Source organism: Streptomyces sp. NPDC040405 (assembly GCF_055595765.1).
This window is the reverse complement of the sequence record NZ_JBVIVI010000007.1, coordinates 416400-441592: the sequence shown is the minus strand read 5'-3', so window position 1 is coordinate 441592 and position 25193 is coordinate 416400. Positions and strand designations below refer to the sequence as shown.

Sequence of the window (25193 nt, the reverse complement as noted above, 5' to 3'; positions counted from 1 at the left end):
ACCGCCACCTCCGAGGGAGGCCGTGGGTCATCCCGGGCCCCGGGGAACCGGACCGTCCGCCTCCTCAGCGACGCCGCAGCCGCAGGCCGAGGAGGGTCAGGCCGAGCCCCAGCCCGGTCAGCGCCAGGCCGGTGCCCAGCGGCAGCACCCGCGACGTCCGGTCGCCGGGCGACGCGGCGGTCCGCTCGGTGGCGTACGGACGATCATCCTGGGGCAGCTCCCGCGCCCCGCGCCGCTGCTGCTCTCGGGGGAGCCGTAGCGAGGACGGTGTCCGGTCCGGAACCAGCGGCACGCGCGGGTCGGCCTGGTCCCGCCCCCCCGGGTCGGTCGGGGTGCCCGGGGGCCGTGCGGTGTCGGCCGAGGGGTTGGGCGCGGTGGTGGGGGCCTCGCTCCGGCCGGGGTGGGCCCGGCCCTCCCCGGCGTGGGTCCCCGCCAGGCCGCCGTCGTCGTCGGCGTACGCCACCGCCTGCGGGGCGGCGCCCGCGAGGACGGCGAACAGGGCGGCGCCCGTCACCAGGGCCGTCGCGGGCAGGATGCGGAATGCGCGGTTCACGGTCGTCACCTCCCGTGCCGGGCTGTCGCCTCACGGACGAGCGTCACACGGCGGGACGGGCCGGGCATTCCGGGCGGGGCCGAACAGGCCACCGCACCCGGATCCGGATCCGGGTGCGGACTGGTTCCGGGCCGCGCTCAGACCGTCAGCAGCACCTTGCCCACATGCCCGCTGGACTCCAGCCACCGGTGCGCCTCCGCGGCCTCCCGCATCGGCAGCGTACGGTCCACGATCGCGCGGATACGGCCGCTGCCGATCAGCGGCCAGACGTGCTCCCGTACCGCCGCGACGATGGCCGCCTTCTCGCCGAGCGGACGGCCCCGCAGCCCGGCTGCGGTGACCGCGCCGTTCTTGCCCAGCAGCTTGACCAGGTTCAGCTCGGCCTTCGCGCCGCCCTGCAGGCCGATGATCGCCAGCCGTCCGTTGACCGCCAGCGCGTCCACGTTCCGGGCCAGGTACTTCGCCCCGACGATGTCCAGGATGACGTCCGCCCCGGCGCCGTCGGTGGCCGCGCGGACCTCCTCGACGAAGTCCTGCTCGCGGTAGTTGATCAGCACATCGGCCCCCAGCTCCCGGCAGGCCGCCAGCTTCTCCGCCGACCCGGCCGTGACCACCACGCGCGCCCCGGCCGCCTTCGCGAGCTGGATGGCCATGGTGCCGATGCCGCTCGACCCGCCGTGCACCAACAGCGTCTCGCCCGGCCGCAGATGGGCGATCATGAAGACGTTCGACCATACGGTCGCGGTCACTTCGGGCAGCCCGGCGGCGGTGACCAGGTCGACGCCGTCGGGCACCGGCAGCAGCTGCCCCGCCGGGACCGCCACCTTCCCGGCGTACCCGCCGCCCGCCAGCAGCGCGCAGACCTCGTCGCCCACCGACCAGCCGCTGACGCCGGGGCCCAGCTCCACGATCCGGCCCGAGCACTCCAGGCCGGGGTACTCGGGGGCGCCGGGCGGCGGCGGATAGTGGCCCTGCCGCTGCATCACATCGGCGCGGTTGACGCCACTGGCCACGACCTCGACCAGGACCTCCCCCTCGCCGGGCGCGGGGTCGGGCACCTCCGTCCACTGGAGCGCGTCGGGGCCGCCGGGTTCAGGAATGGTGATCGCATGCATGGCCGCGAGGCTACTCCTGGGCGCCGGGCTACCCCCGGGCGCCGGGCTACTCCTGGGCCAGCGGCGCGCGAACGATGGTGATCAGCCGGTCGGCGGCCTGCAACGGGCTCGCGTCGGGGTCGTCGTACGCCAGCAGGCGATGCCCGCGCCGTACGGACACCACCAGGTCGTCCGTATCCCGCACCGACCTGCCCACCTCGGACTTCACCACCGTGCGCTCCACCAGGTCCAGACCGCTGCCCTGCTGGATCAGGTCCTCGATCACCGCCCCCGCGGTCGGCGACTGCACGCTCATCCCCAGCAGCCGTCCGGCCGCGCTCGCGCTCGTGATCACCGCGTCGGCGCCGGACTGGCGCAGCAGCGGCGCGTTCTCCTCCTCGCGCACCGCCGCCACGATGTTCGCGCTCTTGTTGAGCTGCCGCGCGGTCAGCGTGACCAGCACCGCCGTATCGTCCCGCTGGGTCGCGATCACGAACTGGCGGGCCCGGTGCGCCTCCGCCCGCACCAGCACATCGCTGCGGGTCGCGTCCCCCACCACGCCCGCGAACCCCTCCGAGGTGGCGGACTCGATCACCTTGTGGTTCGGATCGACCACCACGACCCGGCCCTTGGGCAGCCCGCCCGCGCAGAGCGTCTGGACGGCGGAGCGGCCCTTGGTGCCGAAGCCGATGACGACGGTGTGATCACGCAAGGCGGACCTCCAGCGGTTCAGGCGGTATTGCTCGCGGGTGCGCTCGGCGAGGACTTCGAGCGTGGTGCCGACCAGGATGATCAGGAACAGCACGCGCAGCGGGGTGACCAGCAGAACGTTGGTGAGCCGGGCGCTGTCGCTGTACGGGACGATGTCGCCGTAGCCGGTCGTGGACAGCGTCACGGTGGAGTAGTACACGGCGTCGAGGAAGTCGACGCTGTCGTCGGCGTTGTCGTGGTACCCGGCCCGGTCCAGGTAGACGATCAGGACCGTCAGCACCAGGACGAGCAGCGCCAGCAGCAGTCGGCGGCCCACCTGGCGCAGCGGGCCGTCCGGGTAACGCGGCAGTTGGACGCGGTGGCCGGTGTCCTCGGGTGGCGTACGGGCCGCCGCGTCATGACTGGGCAGCTTCACGCCTGGCCCTCCTGGGTGCGTATGCCATCGTCGTCGTCCCGCCGGCCTCTGCCGCCGCCGCTCCCGGCGTTTCCGGCGTTTCCGGCGCTCCCGTCGGGGCCTTGGGTGCCGCTCGGCCAGGGCAGCTCCAGCACCTCGACCTCCGCGCCGCGCCCGGCGCCGCCCGGCGGGATCACCGCGAGACCGTCCGCGACCGCGACGCCGCGCAGCATCGCCGGACCGCTGAAGCGCAGCGGCCGCGCCTCGTCGTACCGGAACGCCACCGGCACCAGCCGGGTGTTGTGCGGATGCCCGGCCACCGTCTCGGCCAGCGGGGCCGGGCGGCGCTCGGGCGCGGGGCGGCCCGTCAGCGTCCGCAACAGCGGCTCCGCGAGCGTCAGCAGCCCCGATACGGCGGCCAGCGGATTGCCCGGCAGGCCGACCAGATGCCGTTCGGGCCCGAGGCGGGCCAGCAGCATCGGATGGCCCGGCCGCACCTCCACCCCGTCCACCAGCAGCTCGGCCCCCAGCCGGTGCAGCGTGGGGTGCACATGGTCCACCGGGCCCGCCGCCGTGCCGCCCGTGGTCACCACCAGGTCCGCCGACGAGCCGCGGATCGCCGCGTACAGCGCGTCCTCCTGGTCGGCGACCCGGCGAGTGGCCGACACCTCCGCGCCCAGCGCCCGCAGCCACGGCCCCAGCATCGGCCCGAGCGCGTCCCGGATGCCGCCCTCGCGGGGCAGCCCCCGGTGCAGCAGCTCGTCCCCGAGGACCAGCACCTCCACCCGCGGCCTGCGGACGGTCGCCACCTCGTCGTACCCGGCGGCGGCCGCGAGCCCCAGCACGGCGGGGGTGATCCGGGTGCCCGCGGGCAGCAGCTGATCACCGCTGCGGCACTCCTGGCCCCGGGGGCGGATGTCCTGCCCGAAGCCGACCGGCTGCGGCGCCTTCGCCGCGTGCAGCCAGCCGTCGCCGGTGTCCGCGCCGTACTCCGTCCGCAGCACGGCGGTGGCGCCGGGCGGGATCCGGGCGCCGGTGGCGATCTGCACGGCGTGCCCGTCGGACAGCGGGTCGACCGCGCCGGTCCCCGCCAGTATCCCGCGCCCCGCCCGGCCCGCCGTGAGCCGCCACGGGCCGGGCCCGGCGAGGGCCCAGCCGTCCATGGCGGACGTGTCGAACGGCGGCAGATCGGTCAGCGCGGTGAGGGGCTCGGCGAGGACGTGCCCGAGCGCGTCGTCCAGCGCCCGCGGGACGGGCGCCGCCTTGGCGACGGCCCTGGCGGGGGCGCGGGCGGCGATGCGGCGGGCGTCGGGCCAGGAAGTCAGGGGGGCCTCAGGTGATGCGGTGTCGTCGGGCACGGGCTGGGTGTCGCGTACGGGACCGGGGGCGGGCGCGGAGTCGTCCGGGACTCCACGGCGCCACACGTCCAGATCGTTGTCCAGCAGGTCGTTGTCCAGGCCAGTGTCCACGACCCTCGCGCCCCGGCGCCCTCCCGGGCGCGGCTGCCCGCCGCCCGGTGGCCTGATACTCGGCGGGGGCCAGCCCAGCGCCTCGTCGGGCTCGTCCTCGGCGGACGCCTCGGGCTCGCGGACGCCGTGCCGGATCGTGCGCGCCACGCTCGGCGGGGGCCAGCCCAGCTCGGGGTCCGGCACATCCGGCGGTGGCGAGGCCCGTTGGGCGGTGGCCTTCTCATTGGCGAGGGCCAGGGCCTCGTCCACCTGGCGGTCGAGCTTGTCGGCGCCCCCGGGACGGGGATCCCGACGCGTCATTCCTCGTCAGCCCAACGCGCCGCCAGGGCCGCCGCCTTGCGGCTGGCGGCGGCCAGGGCCTCGGGACCGCCGCCCTGCTGCGCGGCGGCATAGCCGACGAGGAACGTGGTCAGCGGGGCGGCGGGCCGGGCGACACCGTGCGCGGCGTCCCGGGCCAGGTCGAGGAGGGCGGCGGTGTCGACATCGAGGTCGATTCCCAGTTCCGCTTTGACTGCGGCAATCCATTCTTCCAGCACCCGACCATGCTCCCTGATCCGCGCACGGGCTGTCGTGATGTCCTCCCAGGTGTCGCAGTCGAACGACGCCGTGGCGTGCGGGATGTGGCGGAGATTCAGCTCGGCGGTGAGCAGCCGGAGCGGCAGCCCGCCGAGGCCGCCGTGCTCGGTGGCGAGCAGGGCGATCTCACGCCGCAGCGGTTCGGCGCGGTAGGCGGCGACGAGGGGCTGCTCGCGCCCGTCGGGGTCGATGAGCACGGCGCCGTCGGCCTGCCCGAGCCCGGCGAACAGGGCCTGCACGGTCTCCCCGGTGAGAAACGGCAGGTCGGCGGAGAGCAGGAGGACGACGGGGGCGGTGGTCCCCCGCACGCCCGCGTCGACCGCCGCGACCGGTCCGCCCCCGGGCGGCTCCTCCCGCGCCCACCGCACGGGCCGTACGGTGGGCCGACGCGGCCCGACGACAACGGTCCGCCCGGCACCCCGGCACGCCCCCAGCACCCGGTCCAGCAGGGCCTGCCCGCCCACGCGCAGCGCGGGCTTGTCCACACCCCCGAGCCGCCGGGCGGCACCCCCGGCCAGGATCACCGCGTCATACGTCACCCCCCGAGTATGGCCGCTCGGGTATGCGGCTACCGAGGGCAGGTGCCCCCTCTCTGCCCGGCGGGGAGACGGCGGGGCGGGCGCTGGGAGGTGTGCCCTGACGCCGCGGGCTGATCCGGCGCGACCCTGCGGACACGCCCTACAACCCCCGCAGCAGCACCGAGGGCTGCTCGACGCAGTCCGCCACGTACCGCAGGAACCCGCCCGCCGTCCCGCCGTCGCACACCCGGTGGTCGAACGTGAACGACAGCTGCACGACCTGGCGCACCGCCAGCTCGCCGTCGTGCACCCACGGCTTGGCGGCGATCCGCCCGACGCCAAGCATGGCCGCCTCGGGGTGGTTGATGATCGGGGTGGAACCGTCGACCCCGAACACGCCGTAGTTGTTCAGCGTGAACGTGCCTCCCGTGAGGTCGGAGGGGGACAGCGAGCCCGCTCGCGCGGTCTCGGTCAGGCGCGCGATCTCGGTGGCCAGCCCCTCGACGCTGCGCGTATGGGCGTCGCGCACGACGGGGACGACGAGGCCGCGGTCCGTCTGCGCGGCGAACCCGAGGTGCACGTCGCTGAGCCGGACCACCTCCCGGCGGTCCATGTCCACCGTGGCGTTCAGGTCGGGGAAGCGCGCGAGGGCCGCCGTGCAGATGCGGGCCAGCAGGGCGAGCACGGAGATCTTGGGCCCGCCGGTGGCGTTCATGGCGGTGCGGGCGGCGAGCAGCTCGGTCGCGTCGGCGTCCACCCAGCAGGTCGCGTCGGGGATCTCGCGGCGGCTGCGCGCGAGCTTGTCGGCCACGGCGCCGCGCACCCCGCGCAGGGGGATGCGCTCCCCGCGCTCGGCCCGCTCCGGGCGCTCCCCGCGCGCCTCGCCGGTCGTCTCCGCCGCCCCGGGGACGGCCCGTTCGACGTCGGCCCGCAGGATCAGGCCCTCGGGTCCGGAGCCCACCAGCTGCCGCAGGTCGATGCCGTGCTGCCGGGCAAGCCGCCGGACCAGGGGAGAGATCACCGGGACGGGATCCGTCGCACCCTTGGTCACCATCTGTCCGTTGGCAGGCGCGTCGGCGGATGCGTGGGCAAGCCGTTGGGCGGGACGCACCCTGCGCCGCCGCCCGGCGGGGGCGCCCGTGCCGTAGCCGACGAGCACATTGCCGGACCCCTCGGCCTCGGCGGAGCCGCTCACCGCGCTCCGCTGGCCGGAAGACCCGGGGTCTTCCGAGCCGGATGCCACGAGCCCCTTGCCGGAACCACCGGCCTCAACGGAATCACCACCCCCACCTGGCACACCGGACACACCGGAGGACGCCACGGTCAGCAGCGGCGCGCCCACCGGAAGCTCAGCGCCCTCCTCCCCGAAGCGCGCCGTCACCACCCCGGCATACGGGCACGGCACGTCCACCATGGCCTTCGCGGTCTCGACCTCCACGACCGGCTGGTCGACCGTGACGACATCGCCGACCTCGACCAGCCAGCGCACGATCTCCGCCCCGGTGAGCCCCTCCCCGAGGTCGGGCAGCGCGAACTCCCGCACGACAGCCATCAGACCGTGCTCCCCTCGGTCCACTCCGACTCCCACTGGAGCCGGGCGACGGCGTCCAGCACGCGGTCCACGCCGGGCAGATGGTGCCGTTCGAGCATCGGCGGCGGATACGGGATGTCGAACCCGGCGACCCGCAGCACCGGCGCCTCCAGGTGGTGGAAGCACCGCTCGGTGACGCGGGCGGCGATCTCGCCGCCGGGGCCCCCGAAACCGGCGGCCTCGTGGACGACGACCGCCCGCCCGGTGCGGCGCACGGAGGCGCACACGGTGTCGTCGTCGAAGGGGACGAGCGAGCGCAGGTCGACGACCTCCAGCTGCCAGCCCTCGGCCCGCGCCGCCTCGGCGGCTTCGAGACACACCGGGACGGAGGGGCCGTACGAGATCAGCGTGGCGCTCCGGCCCCCGCCGGTCCCCGGGTGGACCACCGCCCGCCCGATCGGCGGGACCTCGGCCGGGTGGTCGGGGTCCCAGTCGGCCTTGGACCAGTACAGCCGCTTGGGTTCGAGGAAGACGACCGGATCGTCGGAGGCGATGGCCGCCCGCAGCAGCCCGTACGCGTCGGCGACGGTCGCCGGGGCGACGACATGGAGGCCGGGGGTGGCCATGTAGTACGCCTCGGAGGAGTCGCTGTGGTGCTCGACGCCGCCGATGCCGCCCCCGTACGGCACGCGCACGGTGAGCGGCAGCGGCACCGCGCCCCTGGTGCGGTTGCGCATCCGGGAGACATGGCTGACGAGCTGCTCGAAGGAGGGATAGGCGAAGGCGTCGAACTGCATCTCGACCACGGGCCGCAGCCCGTACATGGCCATGCCCACGGCGGTGCCCAGGATGCCCGCCTCCGCCAGCGGCGTATCCGTACAGCGGTCGTCGCCGAACTCCTCGGCGAGCCCATTGGTGATCCGGAAGACGCCGCCCAGGGTGCCGACGTCCTCGCCCATGACATGGACCGCCGGATCGGCGGCCATGGCGTCGCGCAGCGCCCGGCCGAGGGCCTGGGCCATGGTGGCGGGCTTGCGGTCGGTGGCGGTGGTCATCGCTCCCCCTCGGCCTGCCCGGAACCGGCTTCGGCGTCCAGCTCGGCCCGCAGCTGCGCCGCCTGCTCCCGCAGCTGGCTGGTCTTCTCGGCGTAGACGTGCTCGAACAGCTCCAGGGGGTCGAGGACCGGGTCCTGGTGCATGCGGGTCCGCAGATCGGCGGCGAGCCGCTCGGCGGAGTCGCGCACGGCCTGGCAGCCCTCGTCGTCCAGCAGCCCGCGGTCCCGCAGGGCCGCCTCCAGGAGCACGATCGGGTCGTGGTCGCGCCACGCCTCGACCTCGGCGTCGGAGCGGTAGCGGGTGGCGTCGTCGGCGTTGGTGTGGGCGTCGATCCGGTAGGTGACGGCCTCGACCAGGGTGGGGCCGCCACCGCCGCGGGCCCGGCGGACGGCCTCGCCGAGGACCTGGTGCACGGCGGCCGCGTCGTTGCCGTCGACGAGCCGGCCGGGCATCCCGTAGCCGACCGCCTTGTGGGCCAGGGAGGGGGCGGCGGTCTGCTTGGCGAGCGGGACGGAGATCGCGAAGCCGTTGTTCTGGACGAGGAAGACGACGGGCGCCTGCCAGACGGCCGCGAAATTGAGCGCCTCGTGGAAGTCGCCTTCGCTGGTGCCGCCGTCGCCGACCAGGGCGAGCGCCACGACGCCGTCGCCCTTGAGGCGCGCGGCGTGGGCCAGGCCGACCGCGTGCGGCAGCTGGGTGGCCAGCGGGGTGCTCAGCGGGGCGACCCGGTGCTCCCGGGGGTCGTAGCCCGAGTGCCAGTCGCCGCGCAGCAGGGTGAGGGCCCGGACGGGGTCGAGCCCGCGGACGACGGCGGCCAGGGTGTCCCGGTAGCTGGGGAAGAGCCAGTCGCGCTCCTCCAGCACCAGACCGGCGGCCACCTGGCAGGCTTCCTGCCCGGTCGAGGAGGGATAGACGGCGAGGCGGCCCTGCCGGGTGAGGGCGGTGGCCTGGGTGTTGTAACGGCGGCCGTGCACCAGCTCCCGGTGGAGCCTGGTCAGCAGGCCGGGGTCGAGGTCGGCGGCGGCGGAGGTGCCCAGCAGGCGGTACGGCTCGGGGTCGGGCAGCAGCGGTGCGGCGTCGGTACGCGGCCGCCAGGCGGGCGGGGGAGTGGGGTGGTAGGCGCCGGGCTGCTCTAGGACCGTCATGACACGACCTCCTGGGCGGGCAGACTGCTGGAGGGCGGGCGTGCCATGCGGCTACGCCCTCCCCTACCGATTGTTCGGTCGTTGACGCATTTTGGCTACAGGCGACCCGAGCCTGTGGACAAACGGTTCTGCACAGCTTGAGATGAAGACAGGACGTCCATGAAGGGGAGGCGGGGCGGTATGCAGGGCGAACAGATGGCCAATCCGGACGGCAAGCCTCCCGCGCGCCCGCTGGACCCCATCGACCGCGACATCCTGCGACTGCTCCGGACGGACGGCCGGGCCTCCATACGTTCCGTGGCAGAGCAGGTGCACGTCTCCCGCGCCAACGCCTACGCCCGGATCAACCGGCTGCTGGACGACGGGGTGATCCGGGGCTTCAGCGCCCGGGTCGACCAGGAGCGGGCCGGGCAGGGGGCGTCCGCGTACATCACGCTGAAGATCGTGCAGAACTCCTGGCGCACCGTGCGCGAACAGCTCGGGCTGCTGCCGGGAGCGGCGCACATCGCCCTGGTCAGCGGGGATTTCGATGTGCTGCTGCTGGTGCACACCGAGGACAACCGCTCGCTGCGCGAACTGGTCCTCACCCGGATCCAGGCCATACCGGAGGTGCTGAGCACCCGCACCCTGCTGGTCTTCGAGGAGACGGACCTGGACCCGGAGGTCTAGGTGTCCTGGTTTCCGGGGACGCGCAGCCCCGCGAAGGCCGTACGGACGACGGCCTCGGCCACCTCCTCGGCGCCGATGGCCCCGCCCCGGCCGGGCCGGTACCACTCCACAATCGAGTTGATCATGCCGAAGAGCAGCCGGGTCGCCAGCCGCACGTCCACGTCGGAGCGCAGATCACCGTCGGCGGCCGCCCGCTTGAGCAGATCGGCGACCTCGTGGTCGAACTCCCTCCGGCGCTCCATGGCCCACCGCTCGGTGTCCGTGTTGCCGCGGACCCGCAGCAGCAGCGTGACGTAGGGCAGCTCCTCCATCAGCACCTCGGCGGTGCGCCGGGTGACGTACTCCAGCCGTTCGATCGCCCGGCCGTCGCGCGCGCCCGGCTCCCGGAGGATGCCGAACAGCCCGTCCAGCGCACGGCTTATGGCCCGCCGGAGCAGCTCTTCCTTGCCCTTGACGTGGTGGTAGATCGACGACTTGGAGATCCCCGCGGCGCGGGAGAGATGCTCCATGGAGGTGCCGTCGTACCCGCGCTCGTTGAACACCTCCACGGCGACCGCGAGCAGCGATTCGGGCGTATAGGTGTCGCGCTTGACCATGGTCATGATTAGAGCAGCTTTCCTTCGGTGACAGCACGCCGGATCAGGGCCTGGGAGGGGGCGTAGCGGCCGGTGGGGCAGGCGTCGTGGAGGTTCTTCAGGACATCGCGCACCCAGGCGGCGCCGAGCCGCTCCCCCCAGTGCAGCGGGCCGCGCGGATAGTTGACGCCGGTGCGCATGGCGGTGTCGATGTCCCCGGCGCTCGCCACCCCGCGGGCGACGGCGTCCGCGGCGAAGTCCACGAGCATCGCGACGGTGCGGGCCACGATCATCCCCGGCAGGTCCCCCACCACGCTCACCTGCTTGCCGAGCGCCTGGAACAGGCCCGTGGCGGCCGCGACGGCCTCCGGCGCGGCGGTCGCGGAAGGGGCGAGGGCGATGCGGGCGGCGGTGCGGTAGTCCAGCGCCAGGTCGAAGCGGATGCCGGGGGCGCCCGCGTCCGTGGTGGCGGCGGAGCCGTCGGTCAGGGACAGCCGGGTGCCGTCGGGCAGCGCGAGGAAGCCGCCGGATCCGGCCTCCGCGACGGGCTCGCGCGACAGCGTGATGCCCGCCTCCTCGATGAGGGAGGCGAGCCCGGCGGCGGGGCCCAGATCCCCATGGAGGGCGATCTTCGCGGGGGCTTCGCACGGCTCCGCGGTGTGCGGGCGGGGGCGCGGGGCGCCGTCGGCGTGGTCGTACCAGCCGCGGCCCGTCTTGCGCCCGTGGAGTCCGGCCTCGACCAGGCGGCGCTGGGCGAGGGACGGGGTGAACTTCGGATCGTGGAACAGCGATTCCCAGACGGATCGGGTGACGGCCTCGTTCACGTCCTGGCCGATGAGGTCGGTCAGCTCGAACGGGCCCATCCGGAAGCCGCCGGACTCGCGCAGGACGGCGTCGATGGTGGCGGGGTCGGCGCCGCCCTCCTCGTACCCCCGGAACGCTTCGGCGTAGAAGGGGCGGGCGATCCGGTTGACGATGAACCCGGGGGTGTCGGCGCAGCGCACCGGAGTCTTCCCCCACGCGGCGACGGTGTCGTACGCGCGGTCGGCGGCGGCCGGGTCGGTGGCGAAGCCGCGGACGACCTCGACCAGCGGCAGCACCGGGGCCGGGTTGAAGAAGTGGAGTCCGACGAGGCGGCCGGGGCGGCGCAGGGCGCCCGCGACGGCCGTGACGGAGAGGGAGGAGGTGTTGGTGGCGAGCAGACAGCGCTCGGAGACGACGGTTTCGAGGGCGGTGAACAGCTGCTGCTTGGCGCCCAGCTCCTCCAGGACGGCCTCGATGGCCAGCTCGGTGTCGGCCAGGTCCACGAGGTGGTCGACGGGAGCGAGCCGCCCGAGGGCGGCATCGCGGTCGGCCGCGGCGAGCGCGCCCTTGGCGACCAGCCGGTCGAGGCGGGCGGCGATGGCGTCCGCGGCGTGGGCGGCACGGCCGGGCGCGGCGTCATAGAGCCGCACCGGATGCCCGGCGACCAGCGCCACCTGGGCGATTCCCTGGCCCATGGTGCCGGTGCCGACGACGGCTACGGTGCTGGTGCGCGGGATCCCACGGTCGCTCGCAGTCATGCGGCTGGTCCTTTTCGACGACGTTATCCACAGGTGCGCCGGGCCCTCTTGCCCCGACCGATCGTTCGGTTAATCTAACTCTGTCGCCACTTCCAGCCCAGCTCAATCCCAGCTCGACGAGGAGTTGGTCAGCCGTGACCGCCGGACTCACCACAGACCAGTTGACGAAGACGCACCGTCCCACCCTCGACCAGGCCCTGGAGGCGATCCGTACCCGCGCCTACTGGTCCCCGCACCCCGAGCACCCGAAGGCGTACGGCGGGGAGGGCCAGGGCGGGCGCCCGAGCCTGAGCGTCGCCGAGGGCCAGGCCGCCTTCGAGGCGCTGCGCGGCACGCGCCTGGAGCTGGACCAGCCGGGCACCGACGGCTGGGCGGGCTCCGAGGTCTCGCCGTTCGGCGCCGAGATGGGCATGGAGTATCCCCATCCGGACCTCGATGTGCTGCTGCCCGCGATGCGGGCGGGGATGCCCGCCTGGCGGGATGCCGGGCCCGAGGCACGGGCCATGGTCTGCCTGGAGATCCTCGCCCGGATCAGCGCCCGCTCGCACGAGTTCGCGCAGGCGGTCATGCACACCAGCGGACAGGCGTACATGATGGCGTTCCAGGCGGGCGGCCCGCACGCCCAGGACCGCGGTCTGGAGGCCGTGGCGTACGCGTTCGCGGAGCAGACGCGCACGCCGGGGGCCGCCGACTGGTCCAAGCCGCAGGGCAAGCGCGATCCGCTGGAGCTGCGCAAGACCTTCACCGCCGTGCCGCGGGGTATCGCGCTGCTGATCGGCTGCAACACGTTCCCCACGTGGAACGGCTACCCGGGCCTGTTCGCCTCGCTGGCCACCGGCAATCCGGTGCTGGTCAAGCCGCATCCGCAGGCGGTGCTGCCGCTCGCGCTGACGGTGCGGACGGCGCGCGAGGTGCTGCGGGAGGCGGGCTTCGACCCCAATCTGGTGGCGCTGGCGGCCGAGCGGGCGGGCGAGGGCATCGCCAAGGTCCTCGCCGTGCGCCCCGAGATCCGCGTCATCGACTACACGGGCTCGACGGCCTTCGGCGACTGGCTGGAGACCCACGCCCGGCAGGCCCAGGTCTTCACGGAGAAGGCCGGGGTCAACACGGTCGTCATCGACTCCACCGACGACTACAAGGGCATGCTGGCCAATCTGGCGTTCTCCCTGTCCCTCTACAGCGGCCAGATGTGCACCACCCCGCAGAATCTGCTGATCCCCCGCGAGGGCATCGCCACCGACGCGGGCCCCAAGTCCTATGACGAGGTGGTGGCCGATCTGGCGGCGGCCGTCGACGGGCTGCTGGGCGACGACGCGCGGGCGAGCGCGCTGCTCGGCGCGATCGTCGGCCCGCGGGTGCGGGAGCGGCTGGAGGCCGCACCCGGGCTCGGCGGGGTCGCGCTCGCCTCCCGCGCGGTGGCCCACCCCGACTTCCCCGACGCCACGGTGCGCACGCCGCTGATGGTGAAGGCGGACGGGGCGCGGAAGTTCTGGGAGGGGGCGGACGCGGACACGCCCTATCTCTCCGAATGCTTCGGCCCGGTGTCCTTCGCCGTCGCGGTCGACTCGGCGGCGGACGCGGTCGCCCTGCTGCGCCGCACCACCCGGGACAAGGGCGCGATGACGGTCGGCGCGTACACGACGTCGCCCGAGGTGGAGCGGCTGATCGAGGAGGCGTGTCTGGAGGAGTGCGCCCAGCTGTCGCTGAACCTGACCAGCGGGGTGTACGTCAACCAGACCGCGGCCTTCTCCGACTTCCACGGCACGGGCGGCAACCCGTCGGCCAACGCCGCGCTGTGCGACGGGGCGTTCGTGGCGAGCCGCTTCCGCATGGTGGAGGTGCGGCGCCCGGCCTAGGCCGGGTCCTGCGGGTGCGCGGCGGGTCCTCCCCAGTGGAACAGGGCCATGGCCACGCTGGTGGCCAGGTTGTAGCTGGACACCTGGGGCCGCATGGGGAGGGCCACCAGCCGGGTGGCCCGCTTGCGCAGCTCCGGGGAGAGCCCGTGCCGCTCGGAGCCGAACGCCAGCAGGGCGTCATCGGGGATGGTCAGGGACCGGATGTCCTCCCCCTCCGCGTCCAGGGCGTACAGCGGCCCGGGCGGCAGGGCGTCGTCCGGCAGCCGTTCGACCGCGGTGGCGAAGTGGAGGCCCGCACCCGAACGCACGGCATTCGGGTGCCAGGGGTCGATGTCCCCGGTGGTGACCACCCCCGCGGCCCCGAACCCGGCGGCGAGCCGGACCACGGCGCCGACGTTCCCGAGGTTGCGGGGGTTGTCCAAGACGACGACCGGTGCGGACCTGGGCCGCCGCGACAGGGCGTCCAGATTCCCCTGCCGCCCGCGCCTGACCGCCAGCGCGGCGACGCGGGTGGGGTGCATCCGGGGGACGAGCGCGCGCAGGGCCTCGTCCTCCACCTCCACCAGGAGGTCCGCGATCACCTCGGTGAGATCACCGGCCAGCTCCGCCGCCAGCTCCAGCGCGGCGGCCTTGTCGCTGGTGACCGCGACCCGTACCTCCGCACCGAAGCGGAGCGCATGCTTCAGCGCATGGAAGCCGTCGAGCAGTACGGTCTCGGGGGCCGCCTCGCGCCACTGCCGCACGGCGTGCGCGGCCTGGTCCTCAGTCATCCCCTCAGCGTACGGGGGCCAGGGCCGTGACCAGGCGGTTCACCGGTGCTCACCCCAGGCCGTCCCGCCAGTCGCTGACGGGATAGTCGACATAGCCGTCGGCCCCGCCGGTGTAGTACGTGGCGCGGTCCCCGGCCGCCAGCTCGCGGCCCATGGCGAACCGGGTGACCAGATCCGGGTTGGCGATGAAGTGGGTGGCGAAGGACACGGCGTCGGCGTTCCCCGAGTCGATGAGGGCGTTCGCCGAGGCGCGGTCGTAGCCGTTGTTGGCGATCAGCGGGCCGTCGAACCGCCGCCGGTACCGGGCGACCTCCCCGGTATCGGGAGCGGCGTCCGGGACGGCGTCCGCGGTGGCGCCCGGAGCGGCGAGGTCGCGTCCGCGCAGATGCAGATAGGCCACGGGGTGGTCGCCCAGCGCGGATACGAGCGCGTCGTAGTCGGCGAGCGTCTCCTCGTCCGCCCGGAACAGGTCGCCGTCCGTCCAGTACGGCCCCAGCCGCACCCCGACCCCCTGCCCGCCCCAGGGCACGGCGGCCGCGTCGACGATCTCCAGCAGCAGCCTTCGCCGGGCTGCTCGGTCGCCGCCGTAGGCATCCGTCCGGTGGTTCAGCCGGGGGTTGAGGAACTGTCCGATCAGGTAGGGGCTGAGAGCGCCGATCTCGACCCCGTCGAACCCGGCCCGCCGGGCGTTCTCCGACGCGGCACGGAAGTCGGTGACCGTGGCGGCGATATCGGCCGTCGTCATGGCCCGGGGCGTGACGGTCTCCTTGAACCCGCCGGAGGTGAAGGACCGCGTCCGGGGATTGATCGCCGAGGGCCCGGCGGGCAGCCGTCCGCCCAGGTGGTCGGGGTGCGAGGCGGCACCGGTGTGCCACAGCTGGAGCGCGATGCGGCCGCCGAGCGCGTGCACGACGCCGGTGACCCTCCGCCACGCGGCCACCTGCTCCTCGGTATAGACGCCGGGCACGTTGACGAAGCCGATCGCCTGCTCGCCGACCCAGGTCCCCTCGGCGATGATCAGCCCCGCGCTGGCCCGCTGGCCGTAGTACGCCGCGTGCATCGCGGTCGGCACCAGCCCGTCACCGGCGGCGCGGGCGCGGGTGACCGGCGCCATCACCACCCGGTTGGGCAGCGTGAGGCCGCCGAGGTCCGCCGGGCTCAGCAGCGGCTGGGCGAGGGCTGTCGCGACAGCGGTTCCCATGATCGTCTCCTCTTCGTCTCGGGCGCCTTCGTGTCGGGCGCCTTCGTCTCGGGCGCCTTCGTGTCGGGCGCCGTGCGGCGCGCGGCGGGACAGGCCGACGGGCGCCTACGGTCACCTCAGGCCCGTTCCGCGCGTCATCACGGTGACGGTGCACGGCGGCGAAAGGTGACCCATGGACGAGCAGGACCGGCTGGCGGAACGGTTCGAGGCCCACCGCGGCCGGCTGCGGGCGGTCGCCTACCGGATGCTCGGCTCGCTGAGCGAGGCGGACGACGCCGTCCAGGAGACCTGGCTGCGGCTCAGCCGCGCGGACGCCGACCGGGTCGAGAACCTGCCCGCCTGGCTGCACACGGTCGTCTCCCGGCTCTGCCTGGACATGCTGCGCTCGCGCTCCTCCCGCCGCGAGGAGCCGATCGAGCGGCAGTCGGCCCACGAGGTCCGGGACGACGGCGGGACGGGCGGCGGCGATCCCGAGGGCGAGGCGGTCCTGGTCGACTCGGTCGGCCGCGCGCTGCTCGTGGTGCTGGACACGCTCGCCCCGGACGAGCGGATCGCCTTCGTCCTGCACGATGCTTTCGCCGTGCCGTTCGACCAGATCGCCCCCGTCGTGGAGCGCTCCCCGGCGACCACGAAGAAGCTCGCCAGCCGCGCGCGCCGCAAGGTGCGCGGCACGCCCGCGGTCCCCGCCGCCGGACTCGCCGCCCAGCGCCGGGCCGTGGACGCCTTCCTCGCCGCCGCGCGCGACGGCGACCTGCCAGCGCTGCTGGCGGTGCTCGCCCCGGACGTCGTACGCCGTGCCGACCGGGCGGCCCTTCCGCCGGGCGTCCCGACGACGTCCCGCGGGGCGCGTGCGGTGGCCGAGGAGACCACCGTGCTCGGGCGCCGGGCGCGGTTCGCCGAACCGGCGCTCGTGAACGGGTCGGTGGGCGTGGTCGTGGCGCCGCGCGGGCGGCTGCTGCTCGTCCTCACCTTCACGGTCGAGGACGAGAGGATCACCGCGTACGAGGTGATCGCCGACCCGGCCCGGCTGCGCGGACTGGAGCTGGCCGTCCTCGACGGCTGACGCCCCGCCGCGCGCCGGGCCAGCTCAGGCCCGGTGAAGGTGGCAGCTCAGCCGGTGAGCGTGGGGGCGGCGGACTCCTCGTCGTCCTCGTCCTCCGCCGCCCGCTGCCGGGGCAGGCGGACGGCGCGCGCGGCCAGCCGGTCGCGGGCGCGGGCCGCCTTCCGGCCGGTCCAGAGCAGGAAGGCGGTCGGCAGGAACACCGCGTCCGCGGAGATGACGGCGAGCGAGAAGAAGGGCAGGCCGAGCGCGACGGCGATGCCGATGTGCTCCAGCATCAGCAGCACCAGCATGACGTTCTTGGCCCGGCGGTTCAGCAGGGTGAAGGGGAAGGCGACCTGGACGATGACCGTGCCGTAGGTCAGCAGCATCACCAGGGTGCCGCTGCTCGCGAGCGCGTCGGCCAGGGACGGCCAGGGCGAGAAGTAGTCCAGATGCAGCGGGTAGTAGAGGGCGGTGCCGTCCTGCCAGCGCGATCCCTGGACCTTGTACCAGCCCGCGGAGGCGTAGAGCAGACACACCTCGCCCATGATCACCACCAGCGTGCCGTTGTGCGCCAGGTTGGCGAGCATGTCCAGGACGGTGCGCGGCTCCCCCGGCGCGTAACGGCGCGCGAGCCACCAGCCGCCCTGGACGAGCCACAGCCCCCACAGGACCGTGGCCCAGCCCAGCCCGGGGAGCGGGCCGTCGGCGATCGGGGACGGACCGGCGTCGGCGAACAGCTGGACCCCGGCCAGGGCGAGTCCCAGGACCGTCCACAGCACGATTCCGGTCGTATCGCGCGGCGGCTCCTGCCCGTCCGGGCGGCGGGCGGCGCGGCGGGCGTCGAGCGACCAGACCTGGCCGCACCGGGTGAGCACCAGGTAGAGCGACATCAGATGGATGAGGTTGTCGCCGCCGTCGCCCACGAAGATGGAGCGGTTCTGCAGCGACAGCACGCCGAGCATGAACAGCACGGACATGGTGCGGGTGCGCCAGCCGAGCAGGAGCAGCAGGGCCGAGACGAGGGCGACGGCGTAGACGGTCTCGAACCACAGGCCGCTGTCGGACCACATGAGCGCGGTGAAGGCGTGGTTGCCGTCGATCAGCCGACGGGCCATGTCCCAGCTCCAGGGACCGTCGGGGCCGTACAGCTCCCGGCGGTGGGGCCATTCGCGGAGCAGGAAGAGCAGCCAGGTGAAGGAGAAGCCGATCCGCACCACGGCCGTCTGGTACGGGCCGAGCGCGGATCCGGTGACGCGGGCGTGGCCGCGCGCCAAGGCGGCCTGGACAGCGGATATCGTCACCGGCTCGTCCCCTCCGGAAGGTCGGCCTCTGTCGTCGTCCACCAGGGCAGGGTCCGGTAGAAGGTCTTGGTGTCGATCTGCTCGTCGCTCCACGGCGGCGCGGCCAGCTGTGTGGTCGCGGACCGGATCTGAACGCGCTGTACCGCGCCGCCGTCCGGCTTCGGCCCGAGGCGGAGCATGACGATCCGGCGCAGGTACTGCTCGGAGAGGCTGCCGCGGGTGCCATTGGGCCGCTCCCGCGCGTCGTGCGAGCCGGTGTAGAACTCCCAGGCGCGGCGCAGTTCGTTCTGCTGGGTGTGGCTGGGCAGCGGGTTGTGGCGGATGGCGGCACCGTCCTGGGCGGAGAGGCTGGTCCAGCCGGTGGCCGTGAGGCCGCCCTCGGGGGTGCGGATCTCGGCGCGGGCCTGAATGGCGATGTCCTGCTGGAGCGGATTGGGCGCGAAGAGCTTCCAGTTCCGCTCGAATTCCGGATAGGTGTACTCGTCCATCGCCGCGCCGTGCCGCTTGCTGATCGTGTTGGACGGCGCGACGCTCAGGAACGCCATCCCGAGGTGAAGGGCCGCGGCGACCGCGACGGCGGCGACCGCCACCGCGACGATCAGCTGTGACGGCAGTGAGAGCGCGGCGAGCCGTTCCGCCGCCTCGTCGTCCGGCTCCGTTACCGCCATGCCCCGCCCCGCTCCCGATGGTCCAGGTCCTCGCACCCGGCAGGGGCGGCCGCGCGCCCACAGCCCCCGGTGGGTGTCCCTACCGCCCGCACGCTACCGATGCGGCCCATGCGGCACAGCACCCTCGGCGTTATCCACAGGCTTGACACCCTACGTTCCCTCGGCACACCATTGAACCGAACGATCGGTCGGTTGGTGGTTGCCGGGCCGGTCGCGGGACGGACGGCGGGGACGGATGGCGAAGGGGCTTCGCATGACAACGATGGCGGCGGATGCCGGGGCGGGAGCGTACGAGGCGGTGTTCGACGCCGCCCTGGCCGCGGAGGAGCGCATCGAGCCGCGTGACTGGATGCCCGACGACTACCGGGCGTCCCTGGTCCGGCAGATCGCCCAGCACGCCCACTCCGAGATCATCGGCATGCAGCCCGAGGCCAACTGGATCAGCCGCGCCCCCTCGCTGCGGCGCAAGGCGATCCTGATGGCCAAGGTCCAGGACGAGGCGGGCCACGGCCTGTATCTCTACAGCGCGGCGGAAACCCTGGGCACCAGCCGGGACGAGCTGCTGGACAAGCTCCACTCGGGCCGCCAGAAGTACTCGTCGATCTTCAACTACCCGACGCTGACCTGGGCCGACGTGGGCGCCATCGGCTGGCTGGTGGACGGCGCGGCGATCACCAACCAGGTCCCGCTGTGCCGCTGCTCCTACGGGCCGTACGCCCGCGCGATGGTCCGGATCTGCAAGGAGGAGTCCTTCCACCAGCGCCAGGGGTACGAGCTGCTGCTGGCCCTGAGCCGGGGCACCGAGGCCCAGCACGCCATGGCCCAGGACGCGGTGGACCGCTGGTGGTGGCCGTCGCTGATGATGTTCGGCCCGCCCGACGACGCGTCGGCGCACTCCGCCCAGTCGATGGCCTGGAAGATCAAGCGGCACTCCAACGACGAGCTGCGCCAGCGCTTCGTCGACATCTGCGTCCCCCAGGCCGAATCCCTCGGCCTCACCCTCCCCGACCCCGATCTGAAGTGGAACGAGGAGCGGGGACACCACGACTTCGGCGCGATCGACTGGGACGAGTTCGGCGAGGTGCTGCGGGGAAACGGGCCGTGCAACGCGCAGCGGATGTCCCAGCGGCGCCGGGCCCACGAGGAAGGCGCCTGGGTGCGCGAGGCGGCCGCGGCGTTCGCGGCCAAGCACGGGAAGGCACAGGCATGAGCGACAGCGGACACGGCGCATGGCCGCTGTGGGAGGTGTTCGTCCGCGGCAGGCGCGGCCTCGCGCACACCCACGCCGGATCCCTGCACGCCCCGGACGCGGAGATGGCGCTGCGCAACGCCCGCGATCTGTACACCCGCCGCTCGGAGGGCGTCTCGATCTGGGTGGTGCCCTCCGCCTCGGTCACCGCCTCCTCGCCGGACGAGAAGGACCCGTTCTTCGAGCCCGCCGCCGACAAGCCTTACCGGCACCCCACGTTCTACGAGATCCCGGAGGGGGTGCAGCACCTGTGACCGCGGCCCTCGCCCTCGGCGACGACGCGCTGGTGCTCTCCCACCGGCTGGGGGAGTGGGCGGGCCACGCCCCCGTGCTGGAGGAGGATGTCGCGCTCGCCAACATCGCCCTCGACCTGCTCGGCCAGGCCCGGGTGCTGCTCTCCCTCGCCGGCGACGAGGACGAGCTGGCCTATCTCCGCGAGGAGCGGGCGTTCCGCAACGTCCAGCTGGTCGAGCAGCCGAACGGGGACTTCGCCCACACCATCGCCCGCCAGCTCTACTTCTCCACCTACCAGGAGCTGTTGTACGAGGAGCTGGCGCGCGGCGACGGGCCGTTCGCGCCGCTGGCCGCCAAGGCGGTCAAGGAGGTCGCCTACCACCGCGATCACGCCGAGCACTGGACGCTGCGCCTCGGCGACGGCACCGAGGAGAGCCACCGGCGGATGCGCCAGGGGCTGGACGCGCTGTGGCGGTTCACCGGCGAGCTGTTCGAGCCGGTCGAGGGGTGCGACGTCGAGTGGTCCGCGCTGCACGGCGCATGGCTGGAGCGCGTCACCGCCGTCCTCGACCGGGCCACGCTGAGCGTGCCCGAGGGGCCGCGGCGCGACGCCTGGGCGGCCGGGGCCGGGCGCCAGGGCATCCACACCGAGCCGTTCGGCCCGATGCTCGCGCAGATGCAGCATCTGCACCGCAGCCACCCGGGGGCGGCATGGTGACGCCCGCGCCCCACGCGCCCGGCACCACCGCGCTCGAAGAGGAGCTGCGGCGGCTGGCCGGAGCCGTGCCGGACCCGGAGCTGCCGATGGTGTCCCTCGCCGAGCTGGGCGTGCTGCGCGGGCTGCGGGTCCTGGCACCGGGCCGGGTCGAGGTCGAGCTGACCCCCACCTACACCGGCTGCCCCGCGCTGGAGACGATGGCCGCCGACATCGAGCGGGTGCTGCACGACCGCGGTGTGGCCGAGGTCGAGGTCCGCACGGTGCTCGCCCCGCCCTGGACGACGGACGCGATCAGCGCCGAGGGCCGCCGCAAGCTCGCGGAGTCCGGCATAGCGCCGCCCGGGCCCACGCGGGCCGCGGGCGGGCCGGTCCCCGTCGCGCTGACGGTGCGCTGTCCGCACTGCGGCTCGGCCGAGACCACGCTGCTGAGCCGCTTCTCCTCCACCGCGTGCAAGGCGCTGCGCCGCTGCGAGACCTGCCGCGAACCATTCGACCACTTCAAGGAGTTGTGATGGCCGCGGAAGCGGTGCCCGTCGCCGCGCCCCACCACGGCGCGTTCCATCCGCTGCGGGTGGCGGCCGTCGACCCGCTCACCGATGACGCGGTGGCCGTCACCCTCCGGGTGCCGCCCGCACTGCGCGAGACGTTCCGCTTTGACCCCGGACAGCACATCGCGGTGCGGCGGTTCACCGGCGGCGCGGAGATCCGGCGTACGTATTCGATCTGCACCCCGGCCCCGGGCCCGGAGGGGCCCGAGCTGCTGCGGGTGGGGGTGCGGATGGTCGAGGGCGGCGCGTTCTCCACGTACGCCCTCAAGGAGCTGGCGGTCGGGGAGGTGGTGGAGGTGATGGCCCCGGCGGGCCGGTTCGTGCTCGACCCCCGGCCCGGCCACTTCGCCGCGGTCGTCGGCGGCAGCGGCATCACGCCCGTGCTGTCCATCGCCGCCACCCTGCTGGAGCGGCAGCCCGAGGCCCGCTTCTGTCTGATCCGCAGCGACCGCACCGCCGCCTCCACGATGTTCCTGGAGGAGATCGCCGACCTCAAGGACCGCTGGCCCGACCGGTTCCAGCTGGTGTGCGCCCTCTCCCGGGAGGAACAGCAGGCCGGGCTGGTGTCCGGGCGGCTGGATCAGGAGCGGCTGACGGGGCTGCTGCCCGCGCTGCTGCCGGTCCGCTCGGTGGACGGCTGGTTCCTGTGCGGTCCGTACGGGCTGGTGCGCGCCGCCGAGCGGGCGCTGCGCGGGCTCGGGGTGCCCCGCGGCCGGGTCCATCAGGAGATCTTCCATGTGGCGGCGGACCCCGGCGAGGGCGTCTCCCCCGCACCGCGCCCGGCCGCCGCGCCCTCGCACAGCACGGTGACGGCGACCCTGGACGGCCGGTCGGGCAGCTGGCCGGTGCGGGACGGGGAACCGCTGCTGGAGACCGTGCTGCGCAATCGCGCGGACGCGCCGTACGCCTGCAAGGGCGGAGTGTGCGGGACCTGCCGGGCGTTCCTGGTCTCCGGGAAGGTGCGGATGGACCGGAACTTCGCGCTGGAGCCGGACGAGGTGGAGGCGGGCTATGTGCTGTCCTGCCAGTCCCATCCGGTCGGCGAGCGGGTGGAGCTGGACTTCGACCGCTGACCGGCCGCCGCCTCCGGGCGCTGTTCCGGGCGTTCCCTTCTCCTAGAACCTGTTCTATCTTGACGGGCCGTCAGACCAAGCCGCGGCGCGGGAGGTACGGACAGTGGACTTCACCTTCACCGAGGAGCAACAGGCGGCCGTCGAGGCGGCGAAGGCCGTCTTCTCCTCCACCACACCGGACGGCGTGCCCAGCCCCGCCCTCACCCCCGGCGCCGTCGCCGACGACATCGACCGCGCGCTGTGGCGCAGACTCGCCGACGCCGATCTGCTCGGGCTGACCCTCGACCCGCGCCACGGCGGCTCCGGACTCGACCCGCTCGCCCTGTGCCTGGTGCTGCGCGAGTCCGCGAGGGTGCTGGCCCGGGTCCCGCTGCTGGAGACCGCCGCGGCAGCCCTGGCCGTGCAGCGGTACGGCGCACCCGAGCTGTGCGCCGCCGTGCTGCCCCGGGCCGTCCGCGGCGACCTCGTGCTCACCGTTGCCACCGCCGGACGCACCGGCCACGGCCCGGCCGAACTCGCCGTCCAGGCCCGCCGGGACGGCGGCGACTGGGTGCTGGACGGTGTGCAGACCGCCGTCCTCTGGGCCGCCCACGCCGACCACCTGCTGATCCCGGCCCACACCGGTACGGGCCGGACGCTCCTCGCCCTGGTCCCCCGCGACCGGGCGGGCGTCGGCCTGGACGAGCAGGTGTCCACCAGCGGCGAGCGGCTTGCCGAAGTCCGGCTGGACGGCGTACGGACGACCGGCCACGAGGTGCTGAACGCGGACGGCGCCTGGGACTGGCTGCGCGCGCTGCTCACCACCGGTACCTGTGCGCTGGCGCTGGGCGTGGGCACGGCGGTGCTCGATCTGACCAGCTCGTACACGTCCACGCGTGAGCAGTTCGGCCATCCGCTCGCCACGTTCCAGGCGGTCGCCGTCCAGACCGCCGACCGGTACATCGATCTGCGGGCCATGGAGGCCACGCTCTGGCAGGCCGCCTGGCGGCTCTCCCAGGACGAGAAGGGCCCGGACGCGACGGCGAACGGGGCACTGCCGGTCGCCGGAGACGTGGCGGTCGCCAAGATGTGGGCCGCCGACGGCGTACGCCGGGTCGTCCAGACCGCCCAGCATCTGCACGGCGGCTTCGGCGCGGTCACCGACTATCCGCTGCACCGCTATCACGCCTGGGCCAAGCAGCTGGAGCTGTCTTTGGGCTCGGCCGCCGCCCACGAAGAGGAGCTGGGCGACCTCCTCGCCGCCCACACCCTCTAGGTCCTGTCCGGCGGATCTCCGCGGGTCCGCGGAGATCCGCCGGGCCGGGCCTAGAGCACGAAGGCGCCGTCGGCCGTGCCGTCCTGGCCGCCGACCATCGGGCGGCCGGCCGCGTCCCAGGCGAGCATCCCGCCGTCCACGTTCACCGCGTCCAGGCCCTGGGGGACCAGATACTGCGTCACCTGCGCGGACCGCCCGCCGACCCGGCACATCACATGCACCCGGTGTCCCTCGCCGACCGACTCGGTCAGCTCACCGAACCGGGCGACGACCTGGCCCATCGGAATGTGAAGGGCACCGTCGACATGCCCGGCCGCCCACTCGTCGTCCTCCCGGACGTCCAGCAGAAAGCCATCGGCCGGTACCGCCGCGGCCTCCACCTGGGGAAGCTGGGCAAAATGCATCACACACACCTCTCACACGACATCGGCAGCTCGGCAAAACCTACTACCGCACCAGCTCCGCGAGCCGGGCCTCCCTCTCGGAGACCTGGGCGATCAGCTGCTCGGCGATCTCGTCCAGCAGCCGGTCCGGATCCTCCGGCGCCATCTTGATCATCGCGCCGATCGCGCTCGACTCCAGCTCCGAGGCGACCTCGGCCAGCATCTCCTTGCGCTCGGCCAGCCACTCCAGCCGGGCGTACAGCTCCTCGCTGCGGCTCGCCCGCCGCTCGGGCGGCGGCGGACCGGCCTCCCACTCCTCGGCCAGCGCCCGCAGCGCCGCCGCGTCCCCGGCCGCGTACGCCGCGTTGACCCGCACGATGAACTCGCCGCGGCGCTCCCGCTCGGCCTCTTCCTCGGCCAGGTCCGGATGGGCCTTGCGGGCCAGATCCCGGTAGATGCGGCGGGCCTCCTCGCTCGGCCGCACCCGCGGCGGAGGCTGCACCGGCTGCTCGGTGAGCATCGCGGACGCCTCCGGCGACAGGCCGTCGGAGTCGATCCAGCCGTGGAACAGCTCCTCCACGCCGGGCATCGGCTGCACCAGTCCGCGCGCCTCGCGAGCCTTCCGCTGGTCCTCCGGATCGCCGGTGCGCGCCGCGACCGCCTCGGCGATCAGCGCGTCCAGCTCGTCCAGGCGCGAGTACATCGGACCGAGCCGCTGATGGTGCAGCCGGGAGAAGTTCTCCACCTCGACCCGGAAGGTCTCCACCGCGATCTCGAACTCGATCAGCGCCTGCTCGGCCGCCCGCACCGCCCGCTCAAGGCGTTCGGCGGCCTGCGCCTCCTCCTGGGACCGCGCCTCTTCCCCGGACGGTGCCTGCTCGGATCGCGCCTCCTCGGACGGTGCCTGCTCGGACTGGGCCTCGGCCGGTGCCTGAGATTCCTCCTGTGGCTCCGCCTCGGACGCCGCCCGCTGTGCCTGCTGCTGCGCTTCCCGGTTCGTCACCCGCTCAGCCTACGTGGGGCCGCCCCCGGTACTTGAG

At 73.9% G+C, this 25193-nt stretch carries 25 protein-coding genes; 9 read left to right on the top strand and 16 right to left on the bottom strand.

What is annotated here, in order from left to right; translation table 11 throughout:
• Nucleotides 1–64 precede the first annotated feature (64 nt).
• From ACZ59A_RS28845 to pdhA, 8 genes are all read right to left on the bottom strand, one after another.
• The gene (locus ACZ59A_RS28845) at nt 65–553 is read right to left on the bottom strand and encodes a hypothetical protein (RefSeq protein WP_470964182.1); all 489 of its coding nucleotides are present in this window, start codon (nt 551–553) and stop codon (nt 65–67) included.
• A gap of 137 nt (nt 554–690) precedes the next feature.
• The gene (locus ACZ59A_RS28840; protein WP_470964179.1) at nt 691–1668 is read right to left on the bottom strand and encodes an NAD(P)H-quinone oxidoreductase; all 978 of its coding nucleotides are present in this window, start codon (nt 1666–1668) and stop codon (nt 691–693) included.
• 46 nt (nt 1669–1714) lie between these two features.
• Entirely contained in the window at nt 1715–2773 is a 1059-nt protein-coding gene (locus ACZ59A_RS28835) for a potassium channel family protein (protein WP_470964176.1), read from the bottom strand.
• Nucleotides 2770–4521 (bottom strand): molybdopterin molybdotransferase MoeA, encoded by a 1752-nt coding sequence (locus ACZ59A_RS28830; protein ID WP_470964173.1) that lies wholly within the window; start codon nt 4519–4521, stop codon nt 2770–2772. The genes ACZ59A_RS28835 and ACZ59A_RS28830 overlap by 4 nt, the downstream gene beginning before the upstream one ends.
• Nucleotides 4518–5336: an NTP transferase domain-containing protein gene (locus ACZ59A_RS28825; RefSeq protein WP_470964170.1), complete on the bottom strand. Its 819-nt coding sequence runs from the start codon at nt 5334–5336 to the stop codon at nt 4518–4520. The genes ACZ59A_RS28830 and ACZ59A_RS28825 overlap by 4 nt, the downstream gene beginning before the upstream one ends.
• A gap of 139 nt (nt 5337–5475) precedes the next feature.
• On the bottom strand, nt 5476–6867 hold the full coding sequence (locus tag ACZ59A_RS28820) for a dihydrolipoamide acetyltransferase family protein (RefSeq protein WP_470964167.1): 1392 nt from the start codon (nt 6865–6867) through the stop codon (nt 5476–5478).
• Nucleotides 6867–7901, bottom strand: coding sequence for an alpha-ketoacid dehydrogenase subunit beta (locus ACZ59A_RS28815; RefSeq protein WP_468042982.1), 1035 nt, complete (start codon nt 7899–7901; stop codon nt 6867–6869). The genes ACZ59A_RS28820 and ACZ59A_RS28815 overlap by 1 nt, the downstream gene beginning before the upstream one ends.
• Nucleotides 7898–9046: a pyruvate dehydrogenase (acetyl-transferring) E1 component subunit alpha gene (gene pdhA, locus ACZ59A_RS28810; RefSeq protein WP_470964164.1), complete on the bottom strand. Its 1149-nt coding sequence runs from the start codon at nt 9044–9046 to the stop codon at nt 7898–7900. The genes ACZ59A_RS28815 and pdhA overlap by 4 nt, the downstream gene beginning before the upstream one ends.
• 180 nt (nt 9047–9226) lie before the next feature.
• Between pdhA and ACZ59A_RS28805 the strand changes: the two genes are divergently transcribed.
• A complete protein-coding gene (locus tag ACZ59A_RS28805; protein ID WP_468042985.1) occupies nt 9227–9715 on the top strand; it encodes an Lrp/AsnC family transcriptional regulator in 489 nt (162 codons plus the stop codon).
• Here the strand turns inward: ACZ59A_RS28805 and ACZ59A_RS28800 are convergent.
• Nucleotides 9712–10317: a TetR/AcrR family transcriptional regulator gene (locus tag ACZ59A_RS28800; RefSeq protein ID WP_470964161.1), complete on the bottom strand. Its 606-nt coding sequence runs from the start codon at nt 10315–10317 to the stop codon at nt 9712–9714. The genes ACZ59A_RS28805 and ACZ59A_RS28800 overlap by 4 nt on opposite strands.
• A 2-nt stretch (nt 10318–10319) precedes the next feature.
• Entirely contained in the window at nt 10320–11852 is a 1533-nt protein-coding gene (locus ACZ59A_RS28795; protein ID WP_470964158.1) for a 3-hydroxyacyl-CoA dehydrogenase, read from the bottom strand.
• 134 nt (nt 11853–11986) lie between these two features.
• Here ACZ59A_RS28795 and paaN point away from each other — a divergent pair, with 134 nt between their 5' ends.
• Nucleotides 11987–13708: a phenylacetic acid degradation protein PaaN gene (gene paaN / locus ACZ59A_RS28790; protein WP_470964156.1), complete on the top strand. Its 1722-nt coding sequence runs from the start codon at nt 11987–11989 to the stop codon at nt 13706–13708.
• Here paaN and ACZ59A_RS28785 read toward each other — a convergent pair.
• Complete coding sequence (locus ACZ59A_RS28785; protein WP_470964153.1) at nt 13705–14478, bottom strand: TrmH family RNA methyltransferase; 774 nt, start codon at nt 14476–14478, stop codon at nt 13705–13707. The genes paaN and ACZ59A_RS28785 overlap by 4 nt on opposite strands.
• Before the next feature lie 49 nt (nt 14479–14527).
• The gene (locus tag ACZ59A_RS28780; RefSeq protein WP_470964151.1) at nt 14528–15679 is read right to left on the bottom strand and encodes an alkene reductase; all 1152 of its coding nucleotides are present in this window, start codon (nt 15677–15679) and stop codon (nt 14528–14530) included.
• A 172-nt stretch (nt 15680–15851) separates the two neighbouring features.
• On the opposite strand from ACZ59A_RS28780, the gene ACZ59A_RS28775 reads away from it, so the two are divergent.
• The gene (locus ACZ59A_RS28775) at nt 15852–16742 is read left to right on the top strand and encodes a sigma-70 family RNA polymerase sigma factor (RefSeq protein WP_470964148.1); all 891 of its coding nucleotides are present in this window, start codon (nt 15852–15854) and stop codon (nt 16740–16742) included.
• Between the two features lie 47 nt (nt 16743–16789).
• On the opposite strand, the gene ACZ59A_RS28770 is transcribed toward ACZ59A_RS28775, so the two are convergent.
• Entirely contained in the window at nt 16790–18025 is a 1236-nt protein-coding gene (locus tag ACZ59A_RS28770; RefSeq protein WP_470964145.1) for an HTTM domain-containing protein, read from the bottom strand.
• Nucleotides 18022–18693 (bottom strand): DUF5819 family protein, encoded by a 672-nt coding sequence (locus tag ACZ59A_RS28765; RefSeq protein WP_470964142.1) that lies wholly within the window; start codon nt 18691–18693, stop codon nt 18022–18024. The genes ACZ59A_RS28770 and ACZ59A_RS28765 overlap by 4 nt, the downstream gene beginning before the upstream one ends.
• A 253-nt stretch (nt 18694–18946) precedes the next feature.
• Between ACZ59A_RS28765 and paaA the strand changes: the two genes are divergently transcribed.
• The 6 genes from paaA to ACZ59A_RS28735 all read left to right on the top strand — a co-directional run bounded on the left by paaA (nt 18947) and on the right by ACZ59A_RS28735 (nt 23770).
• The gene (gene paaA, locus ACZ59A_RS28760) at nt 18947–19903 is read left to right on the top strand and encodes a 1,2-phenylacetyl-CoA epoxidase subunit PaaA (protein WP_470964139.1); all 957 of its coding nucleotides are present in this window, start codon (nt 18947–18949) and stop codon (nt 19901–19903) included.
• Nucleotides 19900–20196, top strand: a complete 297-nt coding sequence (paaB, locus tag ACZ59A_RS28755; protein ID WP_468043005.1) for a 1,2-phenylacetyl-CoA epoxidase subunit PaaB — start codon at nt 19900–19902, stop codon at nt 20194–20196. The genes paaA and paaB overlap by 4 nt, the downstream gene beginning before the upstream one ends.
• Nucleotides 20193–20894, top strand: a complete 702-nt coding sequence (gene paaC / locus ACZ59A_RS28750) for a 1,2-phenylacetyl-CoA epoxidase subunit PaaC (protein ID WP_470964136.1) — start codon at nt 20193–20195, stop codon at nt 20892–20894. Before paaB ends, paaC begins: the two co-directional genes overlap by 4 nt.
• The gene (gene paaD, locus ACZ59A_RS28745; protein ID WP_470964133.1) at nt 20888–21406 is read left to right on the top strand and encodes a 1,2-phenylacetyl-CoA epoxidase subunit PaaD; all 519 of its coding nucleotides are present in this window, start codon (nt 20888–20890) and stop codon (nt 21404–21406) included. The genes paaC and paaD overlap by 7 nt, the downstream gene beginning before the upstream one ends.
• Nucleotides 21406–22515 carry a 2Fe-2S iron-sulfur cluster-binding protein gene (locus tag ACZ59A_RS28740; protein ID WP_470964130.1) on the top strand — a complete coding sequence of 370 codons (1110 nt, stop codon included), beginning with the start codon at nt 21406–21408 and terminating at the stop codon, nt 22513–22515. Before paaD ends, ACZ59A_RS28740 begins: the two co-directional genes overlap by 1 nt.
• Before the next feature lie 103 nt (nt 22516–22618).
• Entirely contained in the window at nt 22619–23770 is a 1152-nt protein-coding gene (locus tag ACZ59A_RS28735; RefSeq protein ID WP_470964127.1) for an acyl-CoA dehydrogenase family protein, read from the top strand.
• A gap of 50 nt (nt 23771–23820) precedes the next feature.
• Here ACZ59A_RS28735 and ACZ59A_RS28730 read toward each other — a convergent pair whose 3' ends face one another.
• Both ACZ59A_RS28730 and ACZ59A_RS28725 read right to left on the bottom strand, forming a co-directional pair.
• Nucleotides 23821–24174, bottom strand: a complete 354-nt coding sequence (locus tag ACZ59A_RS28730) for a rhodanese-like domain-containing protein (protein WP_470964124.1) — start codon at nt 24172–24174, stop codon at nt 23821–23823.
• Nucleotides 24175–24217: 43 nt separating this feature from the next.
• Nucleotides 24218–25156 carry a hypothetical protein gene (locus ACZ59A_RS28725; RefSeq protein WP_470964121.1) on the bottom strand — a complete coding sequence of 313 codons (939 nt, stop codon included), beginning with the start codon at nt 25154–25156 and terminating at the stop codon, nt 24218–24220.
• Nucleotides 25157–25193: the final 37 nt, after the last annotated feature.